This window comes from Luteolibacter yonseiensis (genome assembly GCF_016595465.1).
GTDB lineage: Bacteria > Verrucomicrobiota > Verrucomicrobiia > Verrucomicrobiales > Akkermansiaceae > Luteolibacter > Luteolibacter yonseiensis.
Window position 1 is genome coordinate 129,478 of the sequence record NZ_JAENIK010000012.1, and the last position, 13,653, is coordinate 143,130.

Consider the following 13,653-nt stretch of genomic DNA (forward strand, 5'->3'; position numbering starts at 1 on the left):
ACAGTTAGAACGAGGCGATGAGCGAAGCCACACCGCCAGACGTCCCCGGTTTCCGTGAAGCGCTCCGCTTCTGGTGGAAGCTCGGCTGGATCAGCTTCGGCGGACCGGCCGGGCAGGTGGCGATCATGCACAAGGAGATCGTCGAGCGGCGGCGGTGGCTTTCCGAAGATCATTTCCTGCATGCCCTGAATTTCTGCATGCTGCTGCCGGGACCGGAGGCGCAACAGCTCGCCACCTATCTCGGCTGGCGGCTGCATGGCGCGCGCGGCGGAATCGCGGCCGGTGTGCTTTTTGTTCTGCCGTCGGTATTCATTCTGTTGGGGCTGAGCTGGCTTTACATGGAAGGTGGCGATATCGGCTGGGTGAACGGGATTTTCCACGGACTGATGGCGGCGGTGATCGCGATCGTCTTCTCCGCGGTGAAGCGGATCGGCTCGAAGGCTCTGAAGTCGCCGGTACTATGGGCATTGGCCGGCCTTTCGTTCGTGGCGATCTTTCACTACAAGATCTCCTTCGTGATCATCATCCTCGCGGCTGGCTGCATCGGCTTCGCCGGGGGGAAATTCCTCCCCAAGCAATTTCCGACCGGCAATGGCCACGGAAATACGGGCGAGGGGAGTTTGCCCGCCGTGGTGCTGCCTCCGGCTCCGCGGGCGGGCGTGGCGCGGACGTTGCTGATTTCGGGAATCTGCCTGACGCTGTGGTGGGTTCCGGTGATCGCGCTCGGTTTGCTTTTCGGTTGGAAAGGCATCCATTTTCAACAAGGGCTGTTTTTCAGCAAGGCGGCGCTTGTCACCGTCGGCGGGGCGTATGCGGTGCTGCCTTACGTGTCGCAGATGACGGTGGAGAAATTCGGCTGGCTGACCCAGCGGCAGATGATGGCGGGGCTTGGTCTGGCGGAAACGACGCCGGGGCCGTTGATCATGGTGCTGCAGTTCGTCGGATTCGTCGCGGCATGGCAGCATCCGGGGGATCTTCCTCCGTTGCTGGCGGCGACCTTGGGGGCCTTGATCACCACCTGGGTGACCTTTCTGCCGTGTTTCCTGTTTGTCTTCCTCGGAGCGCCGCATGTCGAGGGACTGAGGGCGCGTCCCGGATTGTCCTCCGCCCTGACTGCGATCACGGCGGCGGTGGTCGGGGTGATCCTCAATCTGGCGATCTGGTTCGCATGGCACGCCCTGCTTCCGGAGGGCGGTCGCTTCGACTTTTTCGTGGCCGTGGTCACTATAGCGGCTTGGCTGGCGATGGAGCGATTCAAGATCGGAGTGATTCCGACTTTGGGAACATGCGCCTTGCTGGGGGTTTTGTGGAATTGCCTGCCAGTGTCCTGAGATCCGGGAGTATTTCGTTTCCGACGATTATTCGTGAAAATTTACCATTCGGCTAGTGGCTCTGCCTTGAATGCCTTGTGAAAAAGTCGAATCGGTGAAAGACAGCGGCGGCCGAATAAGGTAAAGAGTTCCCAATGTCTGAGGGTGAGGATCAAAAAATGGATGAGCGTGACGCGATCTTGGTGCAGGGCTACGCGAAAACACGCAAGAGCCTGATCGCGAAACTGGACAACTGGGAGGACCAGCGGACATGGGATGAATTTTATCAAACCTATTGGCGCTTAATTTATTCGGTGGCGGTGAAGGCGGGGCTCAGGCAGGACGAGGCGTTTGACTGCGTGCAGGAAACGATCCTGTCCATCGCCAAGCAGAGCAAGAAGAAGCTCTACGATCCCGAGCAGGGCTCTTTCAAAACCTGGCTGATGAACATGACGCGCTGGCGCATCAACGACCAGTTCCGCAAGCGCAAGAAGGACACCGCGATGATCACCGGCGAGTGGGAAAATGATCGGAAAACCGCCGTCATCGACCGCGTGGAAGATCCGAATGGTGACGTTTTGTCCCGTCTGTGGAATGTTGAATGGAAAAAAAACGTGGCCGACGCCGCTCTTTCACGTGTGAAGTCCCAGGTTTCTCCGAAGCAGTATCAGATTTTCGATTGCTATGTGATCAAGCAGTGGGACGCGAAACGCGTTCAGGACCAGCTCAATGTGAGCATGGCCCAGGTTTATTTGGCGAAGCATCGCGTGGGTGCAGTGCTCAAGCGCGAACTCGCCAAGCTCGAAGACGAAGACGATGCCGATTAAAATCCGCCCGAATCCCACGATCCCCGATCACGAGGTTCTGCGCAAGATCGGTGGCGGAGCTTATGGCGAGGTATGGCTGGCGCGCGGCGTGACCGGGGCCTTGCGCGCCGTGAAAGTCGTGTGGCGCGAGGATTTCGAGGATTCGCGCGGTTTCGAACGCGAGTTTGAGGGGATTTTGAAGTTCGAACCCATGTCGCGGGACCACCCGGCATTGGTGAACATCCTGCACGTCGGCAGGAGCACGGACGGCGTTTCGTTCTATTACTATGTGATGGAACTCGGCGACGACATGACGACGGGCCAGGAGATCAATCCCATCGAATACGAACCCCGCACGCTCCGGGCGGACACGCATCAGGCTTCGGGGGTGCAGTGGGATACGAACGTCTGCATCGATGTGGGCCTGCGCCTCGCGGAAGCGCTCGACCACTTGCACGAGCGGGGGCTGGCCCACCGCGACGTGAAACCATCGAACGTCATCTTCGTCAACGGCCGTGCCAAGCTTGCTGACATCGGGTTGGTGGCGACACGGGGGCAGCGCACCTTCGTCGGCACGGAAGGATTCGTTCCGCCCGAGGGGCCTGGTTCCGCGCAGGCGGATGTCTACAGTCTCGGCAAGGTCTTGTATGAAATCGCCACCGGAAAGGATCGGCTGGCATTTCCGGAACTGCCGGATGAGATGCCGACCGGCGCCGATCGCAAGCGGTGGCTGGAGCTGAACAAGATCATTTGTGATATCTGCGAGCCCCGCATTTCCAAGCGGAAGATCTCCAGCGCCGCCGACCTGGCCGAGGCGCTCCGCCGGCTCCAGCGTGGCAAGCGCCGCCGCCAGAGCGGACTCGCCGTGTGGATGACCACGCTCGTGCTCGCCGGGTTCGTCGGCTGGGCGAGCTGGGAAATGCTGAAGGACGGCGAGTGGGTGAGATCCCTGATGGCTCCTCCCGCGGTGGTCGCCGAGGAAATGGGCAAGCTCCGTGTCGGGAGTTCGCCGGAGGGTGCGGAGGTGCTTGATGTCAACAATGTCTCTCTGGGCACCACTCCAACCAGCTTCATCGACGTCCACGTGGGCGACGACTATTTTTTCACACTCAAGAAAAGCGGGTTCCGCCACGTGACGCTGCAGGGCAAGGTGCCGAAGACGGTTCTCACCGAGCCATTCCCGCTCAATGTCACCTTGGAAAATTTCTCACCGCCGCTGGTGGGCGGGAAATGGACGGACCACCTTGGCAATCTCTATATCCCCGTGGGCGACACCCATGAGAGTTCCGGCTTTCTGACCCGGGATGTCTGGAACCAGTTCGCCGAGGCGACCAAACTCCCCGCGGATACGGCCGAGTTTTTGAAGCTTTCCCAGAACGGCCTCCCGACGGAAGTCGCACTCGTGACCGGGAAGATGGCGAACGAGTTCTGCCTGTGGTTCCGCGACGGCGGCTACAGGGCCGGCTTTCTCACCGACGATCACGAGGTCAGGCCGATCGTGGAGACATCGTTCGCGAACGCCGATCTCAGCGAACGCGCCCGGCGTGACGGCCTCAAGCCATTCCGCATCCAGGTCCGTCCCATCAACTACGGAGAAATCACCATCTCCACGGAGCCCATGGGCGTCGAGGTTTACATGAACCCTGTGTCGGCTCCTGCGGACCGGGTGTCCATGGGGTATGTCAGCAACACCCCCTTGCCCATCCCCAAGGTTAAGCCAGGTGATTGGCAGCTCTTCCTCGTGCGCGAAGGATACAAGCCGCTCGTGCTCGACCTCAAGGTCGGCGAGGGTGAGAAAATCACCAAAAGCGTCACCCTGGAGAAAAGCCGTGGTGTCGTCTTCGGCAAACCTTGGGAAAATGGCATCGGCATGCGTTTCGTTCCCGTCGGACTCGATCTGATGGTTTCGATCTGGGAAACCCGGGTGCGTGACTATGATCTGTTCGTCAAGGAAACCAATCGCGAGGCGGCCCGTCCCGCCGGTTTCGTCCAGACGCCGGACCACCCGGTGGTGAACATTTCCCGCAAGGATGCCGAGGAATTCTGCGTGTGGCTGACCAACCGGGAACGCAATGACGAACGCATCGAGCAGACACGCCTTTACCGCCTGCCGACCGACCTGGAGTGGAGCCTGATGGCGGGCTTGCAGGAAGAGGAAGGCATCAGTCCCGGTTGGCGGGATGCGCGGAAACAACGTGTCTATCCATGGGGCGTCTCTGATCCGAGCAGCGGCGAGGTGGTTGGGAATTTCGCGGACGTCACCACCGCCTCCACACCGGGCGTCTCGATCGACCGCACCATCCAGGGATACAACGACGGCTTCGCCTACACGGCGCCCGTCGGTTCTTTTCCCGCGAACATTTACGGCATCCACGACCTCGGCGGCAATGTCCAGGAATGGGTCGAGGATGAATATTCGAAGCTCGGCAAAGATCTCCTCGGAGTCCTGCGGGGCGGGGGGTGGAACACCTATCAACAGGAGAATCTCTTCACCGGCTCGAGGAATGCCGTGCCACCCATCTTCCAGGACGTCATCTATGGCTTCCGTGTCGTGCTTGCCAAGGTGCCGCCACCGAAGGTTGAGTGACGCCTCTTTCCTTTCCGTCTAAAATTCCCACCACTTCAGAATCATGGTTGAAATCAAACTCGTTTACGAAGGCTCGCTCCACAGCAGCGCCACCCACGTTCCTTCCGGCAACACCCTGGTCACCGACGCCCCGCTCGACAACAACGGACTCGGCCAGGCTTTTTCCCCGACCGATCTCCTCGCCACGGCCCTCGGCTCCTGCATGGCCACCGTCATCGGCATCGTTGCCAAACGCAAGGAGATCGCCGTGGAAGGCATGACGGTGGACGTGAGGAAATTCATGTCCGACGACCTGCCGCGTCGTGTGAAGCGTCTGGAACTCGATTTGAGGATTCCGCTTCCGGAATCGCACCCGGAGAGGAAGATCCTGGAAAGCGCCGCCAAGGGATGCCCCGTGCATCATAGCATCCACCCGGACATCGAGGTGGTGATGAACTGGTTCTGGCTGGCGGACTGAGGTAATTCGGACCGTATCTGTCGGCGAAAAAAGACGGGCTGCCCGCTATCGGGCAGCCCATTTTTCAGATAAGTGGATTCAGCCCAGCACGTCGTCCATCGCATCGATGAGCTCCTGCATGGTCGCTTCGGTTTCGTTGCCCATGTTGGAGATGCGGAAGGTGGTGCCCTTGATTTTTCCGTAACCGCCGTTGATGAGGAAGTTGTGCCTCGTCTTGAGATTCTTGATGAAGCCGGAGAGGTCGAAGCTTTCGGGAGTCTTGAAGCAGGTCAGCGCGGTGGAGCGGCGGCCTTCCGGAGCGAAGTGTTCGAATCCGTGTCTCGCGCCCCACGCGTGGATCATCGCGTTGGTCTTCGCATGGCGCTCCTGACGGGCGGCGAATCCTTCCTTGGCGATTTCGCCGAGGATGTATTGCAATCCGAAAATGATGGAGATCGAGGGTGTGGAAGGTGTGTTGTTGACCGCCGCGTTCTTGGCAAATTCGACGAAATCGAAATAGTAGCCGCGGTTCGGGTTTCCTTTGGCGCGCTCCATGCCCGCTTCGGAAACGGCGAAGACGGCGAGGCCGGGTGGCAGTGCGAGCGCCTTCTGGACACCCGCGAGCATGACGTCGATCTGGTTGGCGTCCATGTCGACCGGCACGGTGGAAAGCGAGGAAACCGTGTCCACGATGAGCATCGTGTCGGGGAACGATTTCACCACTTTGGAAATGCCCGCGAGATCGTTGAGGACTCCGGTGGAGGTTTCCGAATGGATCAGGGTGACGGTGTCGAATCCGCCTTCCGCAAGCTTGGCGCGTACGGCCTCGGGATCGATCTCCTGACCCCATTCCACTTGCACCGAGTCCGCCTCGAAGCCGCATTTTTTCGCGACGTCGAGCCATTTGTCGGAGAACGCGCCGCAGCAGAGGCTGAGGACCTTCTTCTTCGCAAGGTTGCGCAAGGCTCCTTCCATCACGCCCCAGGCCGACGAGGTGGAGAGGAAGACGGGACGGGCGGTGCCGAAGATTTCCTGCAGACCGGGCTGGGTGGAGGCGTAGAGTTCCTCGAAATCCTTGCCGCGGTGACCGATCATGGTCTGCGACATGGCGGCGAAAGTTTCCTTTGAAACGTCGATGGGGCCGGGTGCGAACAGTTTGGGCGAAGGCATGGTTGTTTTGGTGAAAAATTTCAGATCAGGTTGTAGGACTTGAGCAGGGCGACGAGCTGGTCGTGCGCGCCGGCTGACAGTGGTGCGAGCGGCAGCCGCAGATCCGGCAGGCAGTGGCCTTGGAGCGCGACGGCGGACTTGATCGGCACCGGATTCACATCGAGCGACATCAGACCGCGCATGAGCGGGTAGTATTGCTTCTGCAGCGCGAGCGCTTCGGTGAAGTTCCCGGCGAGGCAGGCGTTCACCAGGCTGACGATGACCTCGGGAATGAGGTTCGAGGCGACGGAGACGAGGCCGGTGGCACCGCAGGAAACGAAGGGCAGGGTGAGGGGATCGTCACCGCTGAGGATGCCGAAGCCGGCCGGCACCGCCTGCACGAGCTGGTTCACGCGATCCACCGATCCACCGGCTTCCTTGATGGCGACGATGGTCGGGCAATCCGCCGCAAGACGCGCGGCGGTTTCCGGAGCAATCTCGATGCCGGAGCGTCCCGGCACGCTGTAGAGCATGATGGGAAGATTCGTGGACTCGGCGATGGCCTTGAAATGGAGATACAGGCCTTCCTGCGAGGGCTTGTTGTAATAAGGGCAGACCTGGAGCGATCCGGTGGCGCCCAGCGATTCGGCGGCCTCGGTGAGTTCGATGGCTTCGGAAGTGGAGTTGGCACCCGTGCCGGCGAGAACCTCGCAGCGGCCGTCGGCGAATTCCACGGCAAGGCGGATGACCTCGATGTGTTCGTCCGTGTCCAGGGTGGGGGACTCACCGGTGGTTCCAACCGGAACGATGCCGGTGATTCCAGCGGCTACCTGCCTGTCGATCAGGGATTTGAAAGCCGGAACGTCGATTTCTCCGTTGCGAAATGGGGTGATAAGAGCGGTGTAGGTTCCGGAAAAGCTCATGGCGGGGCGGAGCATGGAGCATCCTCGCGAGAGGTCAAAGCCGGATGCTGAAGAATGGCGAAAATTTCACAAAATTTCCCCGGATCCCGGTACCGGACGCGGAGAATGTGCGCTGACCGGCGTTCCACTACTTCGGAAATCGCCGCCAAGCCTTGTTCGCAGGTCGGGAATTTCCTTCTCAGTTTTTTTTCTTCCTGACGGTCGCCATTTCAAGGACCCGTCTGAACAAACCCGGAGCTTTAAGCGGAGTGTTGTCTCCGGCATCGAGCATTTCCTCCGCACAAAAGATGTCGTAATCCTCACGGATCCGGCGCATTTGCTCGTCTTCGGAGTCATGGACCGAGGTTCCGTGCTTCAGGAATAGTTTCATCACATGATTGACGCCCTCCTGTGTCACGGTCCTGTAGTCCTTCTTGTAGTAGGCTCCACGGTTGTAGCTGCCCGTGATGATCTCATAAGAAGGGAAGTAATGCACATCCGGGAAATTCATGCGGATTTCCTCGGCGGCCACTCTCAGAACGGATTTGCTGTAGGTGGTGGAAAGCAGCACATGTCTTGGAACATAGGTTGCCATGAGCGGAACCGGAGAAACTGTTAAGATGATTTTCACGCCGGGATTGACTTCGCGGATTTTCCGAATCGCCGCAGACAGATCTGCGGTCGTCTCCGTGACGCCGAAGTTTACAAACTCGTATTTATCGGGATCCATGGCTCCCGCGGCGACTCCCGGAGCCAGCGGGAAAACCGCTCCGTCGATTCGTGATCTCCAGGCTTCCGTAAGCCCCAGAGTGAAGACGAAATAGTCCATCTTTTCAAAAACCTCGCGCACATAACCAAAGTGCGCGGCCCTGTCCTCCGCGACGTCGGCCATCGTGGCGGCGGTTACTTGGGGAATTTCGGGACGGAATGGATCGACGAATGTCCCGTCCCCTTTATGCCACGCGGTATCGACGGGTTCGAATCTTCCATAAGCCCTGTCGAGCAGTTGGTTCAATTGGGCGGGCGTGTAGATGTTCCCGTATCTGGCGGAATACAGTCCGTAGCCAAGTTCGCGGTCGCCGGCCTCCGGCGCGTAATAGCAGAGTCCGCTGCGCTCAAGTGCCTTCGCAAGATGTTGGGCAAAGCAGGACCCCGCGGTGGCGACCTTGTCGGTTGCCTGGATCTTGAATCCGCAATCCACCACCGGATCCACATCGGAGATTTCAAAATCCGTGAATGACTTGCGCCACTTTTGATGGCTTGGCAGATTCCGGTAGGGGTGTCTGTTGTATCCGGTGCCAACGGCGGCCGCGTTTTTCGGGATCTTGCTGAAGAATTCGTTATAGATGCCCTGTGTCACCTTCTCCGCGGAAAATTTCTCCCTCGCCTTTTTCCCGTAGAGGTCGAAGCATTTGGCAATGAAAGTCTGAATGTCGTAAGATTGCCGGACTCCTTCCACCTTGTTCGAGATGAAATGGATACTTCCTGTTTGCCCATATCGCGAGGCGATGTCCGGATAAACAGGCATGGTTGCGAAATCGAGCAAGTGATGATAGGGAGGGGAGAAATTTTCCGCGATTTTGAAACCATTGTGAAGGAGAGTCGCCTTCGCCGCATCGATCATCACCTCCAAAGTGGGGTGATTCATCGTGAGCATGAACGGTTCCGGCAAGCCCATCCAACGTTCAAATTCTTTTTCTCCATTGAGTCCGCACAGCGCCCATTCATCAAGCAACCCTTTTTTGGATGCTTCGAAATGCCGGGGGAATCTCAGACGTTCGAAGGTTTCTCCATTGAAAAGACCGGCGGTCTGTTCCTGATCGAGTCCATGCCACCATGCTCCGAAAATGAGAGCACTATGGTGGCTTGCGTGAGATATGCATCTCCTGCCGTCATAATGCAGATACATGATATCCGGATGAAAGCCGGAAAAGCTACAACGCGGGAAGCGGATGATCCGGGTTTTTCCGAACGCATTCGCGGGCAGGCGATCGTAAATGTTCGGTTGAACAAATGCCACATCCGCCTTGGCCAGGATTTTTCCGAAATCCTCATTGAGCGAACTGGTCTCATGGTGACGGAACGTGGCACCAGGCACCATCCGTCCGGCGGTATTGGCGAACGTGACAGATTGGCAGTTTCCGATGACAATACAGTTCATTTGGTGGATTGTGAGGCTGACTGGCTGAGGCCGGGTGGGAGAAAGCAACCGCAGCCCCCGGATGATGTGGGAAGATCGCCGGTGGCGCAAGCCAAGCCGCATCTGCCCGGAAATGCCGGCATCTGGTAATAACATGATCCCGACGAGCCCTTCGTCGGGATTTTTTGATCCGATCCTACCGGGGGGACGGCCGGGTTTCAGATGTCGATTTCTCCCTCGTAAACAAAGTCCGCAGGGCCGGTGAGAGTGACGTTCTTGAAACTTTGCTCTCCGGTCTTCTCGAAACCGATTTCGAGGGTATCGCCGCCTTCCACATCCACTTTGATCGGGCTGGGGGCGCCGGTGAGGAGGTGATGGACAAGAGCCGAGGCAACCATCCCGGTGCCGCAGGCGAGTGTTTCGTCTTCCACACCGCGTTCGTAGGTGCGGATGGAGATGTGGCCCGGCGAGAGGACGGCGGCGAAGTTCGCATTCGTCCCGGCGGGAGCGAAGGCCGTGTGGTTGCGGATGGCGCTGCCGTTGTTGTAAACGTCGAACTCATCAAGCGCCTCGGGGCTTTCCAGGAAACTGACGACGTGTGGCACGCCGGTGTTCACGAAGTGGAGAGCGGAATCAAGGCCGGGGATGGCGGCACCGGTATCGAGTTTCAGATCCTTCGGTTCGGACATCGCGATGCGGACGTCTTCGCCCACCATCTCGGCGGCGAGGGTTCCCGCGATGGTCTCGAAGGTGACTTTCTTGAGAATGATTTCTCCGAGGTGGGCGGTGAAGCGGCCGAAGCAGCGCGCGCCGTTTCCACACATTTCGGCCTCGCCGCCATCCGCATTGTAATAGCGGAAACGGAAATCCGCACCCTTCTGGGCGGGCTCCACGGCAAGCAGTCCGTCCGCACCGATGCCACGGTGGCGGTCGCAGAGCGCGGCGATGGTGTCGCCGTCGAGTTCCTTGGTGAGGGAGAGGTCGCGGTTGTCAACGATGATGAAGTCGTTGCCGGCGCCGTTCATCTTGAAAAATCTGAGAAGCATGGTGGGAAAGTAGTGAATCTGAAATTGGAAACGGAGAGCTTGCTGGGGCTCGGCGGGAAAAGGTGGGGGCAGTTTGCCGGATGCTCAACTTTAAATATTACAAACCACCCGCGGCAGCGAGGGGCCGGACTCAGTCTGTCCGGACACCTCAAAGGGAGAACGTCGCGGCGGAAGGATCACCCCTTCGTCGCGGCGATCAACGGCGCGGTGAACTCCCGCACCGCCTCGGCGGCCCGGGTGGGATGCAGCTCCACCTGTTTCACAATGGCCGAGCCGACGATGACGCCGTCCGCGGCTTGTGCCACCATGGCAGCCTGCTCCGGTGTGGTGATGCCGAAGCCGACGCAGACCGGGACATCGGTGTGGGCCTTGATGGAGGAAACGAGCGCGGCGATGTTTGCCGAAGGCGCGCCGTGGGAACCGGTGACCCCGGTACGGGAAAGGGCGTAGATGAAACCTTCCGCCGACTCCGCGAGGATCTTCACCCGATCCGCCGGGGTGGTCGGAGCGATGAGGCGGATGTGTTTCAGGCCGGCGCCGGAGGCGAGATCGGCATTGAGAGCCGCTTCATCGGGTGGCAGGTCCAGCAGGAGGATGCCATCGGCTCCGGCGGCGACGGCGTCCGTGTGGAACTTCTCGAAGCCATAGGTGAAAATGGGATTCAGATAGGTGAAGAGCACGATGGGCGTCTCATGGGTTTCACGGAACCTGCGGATCAGGTCTAGCGACCTCGCGGTGGTCATGCCGGACTTCAGCGCGCGGTCGGCGGCCATCTGGTTGACGATGCCGTCGGCGAGCGGATCGGAAAACGGCAGGCCGAGTTCGATGATGTCGGCACCGGCGTCCGCGAGGCTCTTGATGGTTTCCAGCGAGGCGTCGAAGTCCGGATCACCGGCCGCGACATAGGCGACGAAGGCGGTCTGGTTCGATTCACGAAGACGGGCGAAGGTGGTGTCGATGCGGTTGGACATGGAAAAAGGATGATTGGAGACGGGTGCTTGGCGGAATCATTCGGGACAAAATCGTTTTTGAAAATCGAAAGGGATGAATCTCAATGATTTTATCCCGAATGATTCTGTCCCAAAAAACGGATCAGGCTCTTTTGGCGAGAGCCTCGCAGCCCTTGATGTCGAGCTTGCCGGAAGCGAGGACAGGAATCTCCGCGACGGGGACGATCTGTTTCGGGCACCACAGCGAGGAAAGTCCTTCATCCAACAATTTGTAGCGGAGATCGATGCACTCCTGTTCGAGCGCGGGTCCGGCGATGGTGGAAAGCAGCAGGATCGCCTCGCCTTTTTGTTCGTCGGGCACGCCCACCACCGCGATGCGGCGCTCGGATTCACCGTCAAGACCAAGCACCTTGTTGATCGCCGCCTCGACGGTTTCATGAGGGACCATCTCTCCGGCGATTTTCGAGAAGCGTGAGATGCGTCCTTCGATGTAGAGGAAACCGTCGTCATCCACGCGCCCGACATCTCCCGTGCGGAACCATCCGTCGGACAGGACTTCCGCGGATTTGGCGGGCTGGCCGAGATAACCGCCAAAGACGTTCACCCCCTTGAACCAGATGATGCCCTGTTGATTGATCGGCACCTCCTTGTCGGTGGCGGGATCGGTGATCCTGATCGCCATGCCCGGCAGCAGCTGGCCGACGGACCCGTTGCGCGAGGAAGCCAGCGTGATGGAGTCGCGCTCCGGTTCGGGATCGGGCAGGTTGACGTTGGTGGCAGGAGAGGTTTCCGTCAGGCCGTAACCTTCCTGAGGGCGGATTCCGAATTTCTGCTCGAAGGCATCCGATAGCGACCGGGGCAGTTTCTCCGCTCCCGTGACCACGAGCTTGAGGGAGGCGAACTGCGCGGGATCGATACGCTTCATGTAGCCGCGCAGGAATGTGGGCGTGGCCAGGAAGATATTGATCTGATGCAGCGCGATGAGTTCCGCGAGGCGCTTCGTCTCCAGCGGGGTGGGGTAGGTGATCAGGTTGACGCCCTCGATGACCGGGAACCACAATGTCACGGTGCAGCCGAAGGAGTGGAAGAGCGGCAGGCAGCCGAGAATTGAGGAACCTTGCGGCACATCCAGCCGGGTGCCGAACTGGCAGACGTTCGCCAGCACGTTCTTGTGGCTGAGGACGACTCCCTTGGGTTCACCGGAGGAGCCGGAGGTGAAAAGCAGCGTGGCCTCGTCATCGCCACGGCGTTTGTTGAGTCCCAGAAGAAATCCGAGGACGCCTGCCGGAAGAATCTTGGAAATGACCGCCCATTTGACGATCTCCTTTTTCAGGGTGGGCAGGACGCGTTCGATGAAAATCAGGTCCCTGTTGGGAGGCCAAGGGAACGAAGACACCTTCCTGACAAACGGATCCGCGGTGATGAAGCGGTCCACATCGGCCTGGCGGATGCAGGACTTGATGGCTTCCGGCCCGGCGGTGAAGTTGAGATTCACCGGGATTTTTCCTGCGAAAAGCACCGCGAGGTTCGCGATGAGGCCGGCCTTGCCGGGTGGCAGGACGATGGCGACGCGCGCCTTGTCCGTCTCCTGGCGGATGAATTTCGAGAACACGATGGCGACGGCGAGCACCTTGCCGTAGCTGAGTTCCGAGTCGTCGGATCCGTCGAGAATCTTGTTCTTCGATCCGTGCTTCTTGAGACCTTCCAATAGGGTCATCGCCAGCGAGGACTTGAAAAGAGGGCGCTTGCTGTAGGCTTCCTCATTCGCTTCAAGCAACGCCTGCTGGTATTTCGCGATGCTTGCCGTCCCGGCGGGGATGGTCTTGCCGATGCAGAAAACCGCGAGGGCGAGGGAGGACTTGCTTTCGGTGCTGAGACAGGATTTCCGCGGGCAATCCACCGCGATGGGCAGGATGGGAAGACCGAATCCGCAGAGGGTTTTCAGTTGGGAGGCTGGAGTGAGCCACGGAGTCGCCTTGCGGGCTGTCGCGCGGCCGGGAACAAAAATGAGCATGCCTCCGTTCTCGAGGTAAGGTTTGAGCTGGCTGCCCGCAGCTTCCGGTGCGGCGTCGTTCGCGGAGAACATCGCCCCCGAGCCGGATCTCTCCAAATGGGCACGCAGGGCGGGTTCGTAAAGGGCATGTTCCTCGACAAGCCAGGTGATTTTCCTGCCGGAGAAAATCTTTTCAAAGTGAAGCAGAAGCTCGAAATCGAGCCGGCCGGGGATGACAAGGCAGCCTGTGCCGGGAAGACGTTCCTTATGAAGGACTTGAATGGAAGCGGAAGACATTTCGTAAATTGGTTGACGGACAGGCCCCAAGCCTCGG

The 13,653-nt window shown here is 59.4% G+C and carries 10 protein-coding genes; 4 read left to right on the plus strand and 6 right to left on the minus strand.

Annotated elements, in window-relative coordinates:
* Positions 1-17 precede the first annotated feature (17 nt).
* From chrA to JIN84_RS16395, 4 genes are all read left to right on the plus strand, one after another.
* Positions 18-1,331: a chromate efflux transporter gene (gene chrA, locus JIN84_RS16380; RefSeq protein WP_200352148.1), complete on the plus strand. Its 1,314-nt coding sequence runs from the start codon at positions 18-20 to the stop codon at positions 1,329-1,331.
* A gap of 158 nt (positions 1,332-1,489) precedes the next feature.
* A complete protein-coding gene (locus tag JIN84_RS16385; protein WP_234043545.1) occupies positions 1,490-2,137 on the plus strand; it encodes a sigma-70 family RNA polymerase sigma factor in 648 nt (215 codons plus the stop codon).
* Positions 2,127-4,703 carry an SUMF1/EgtB/PvdO family nonheme iron enzyme gene (locus tag JIN84_RS16390; protein ID WP_200352150.1) on the plus strand — a complete coding sequence of 859 codons (2,577 nt, stop codon included), beginning with the start codon at positions 2,127-2,129 and terminating at the stop codon, positions 4,701-4,703. Before JIN84_RS16385 ends, JIN84_RS16390 begins: the two co-directional genes overlap by 11 nt.
* A 43-nt stretch (positions 4,704-4,746) precedes the next feature.
* Positions 4,747-5,160, plus strand: coding sequence for an OsmC family protein (locus tag JIN84_RS16395; protein ID WP_200352151.1), 414 nt, complete (start codon positions 4,747-4,749; stop codon positions 5,158-5,160).
* Between the two features lie 78 nt (positions 5,161-5,238).
* Here JIN84_RS16395 and JIN84_RS16400 read toward each other — a convergent pair whose 3' ends face one another.
* From JIN84_RS16400 to JIN84_RS16425, 6 genes are all read right to left on the minus strand, one after another.
* Positions 5,239-6,309, minus strand: a complete 1,071-nt coding sequence (locus JIN84_RS16400; protein WP_200352152.1) for a pyridoxal-phosphate-dependent aminotransferase family protein — start codon at positions 6,307-6,309, stop codon at positions 5,239-5,241.
* A gap of 20 nt (positions 6,310-6,329) precedes the next feature.
* Positions 6,330-7,226 carry a 4-hydroxy-tetrahydrodipicolinate synthase gene (gene dapA / locus JIN84_RS16405; protein WP_234043546.1) on the minus strand — a complete coding sequence of 299 codons (897 nt, stop codon included), beginning with the start codon at positions 7,224-7,226 and terminating at the stop codon, positions 6,330-6,332.
* A gap of 163 nt (positions 7,227-7,389) precedes the next feature.
* The gene (locus JIN84_RS16410; RefSeq protein WP_325099612.1) at positions 7,390-9,486 is read right to left on the minus strand and encodes a GSCFA domain-containing protein; all 2,097 of its coding nucleotides are present in this window, start codon (positions 9,484-9,486) and stop codon (positions 7,390-7,392) included.
* 62 nt (positions 9,487-9,548) lie between these two features.
* Complete coding sequence (dapF, locus tag JIN84_RS16415; RefSeq protein ID WP_200352154.1) at positions 9,549-10,376, minus strand: diaminopimelate epimerase; 828 nt, start codon at positions 10,374-10,376, stop codon at positions 9,549-9,551.
* A 176-nt stretch (positions 10,377-10,552) separates the two neighbouring features.
* On the minus strand, positions 10,553-11,347 hold the full coding sequence (gene trpA / locus JIN84_RS16420; protein WP_200352155.1) for a tryptophan synthase subunit alpha: 795 nt from the start codon (positions 11,345-11,347) through the stop codon (positions 10,553-10,555).
* Positions 11,348-11,468: 121 nt separating this feature from the next.
* Entirely contained in the window at positions 11,469-13,616 is a 2,148-nt protein-coding gene (locus tag JIN84_RS16425) for an AMP-binding protein (RefSeq protein WP_200352156.1), read from the minus strand.
* Between the last annotated feature and the right edge of the window lie 37 nt (positions 13,617-13,653).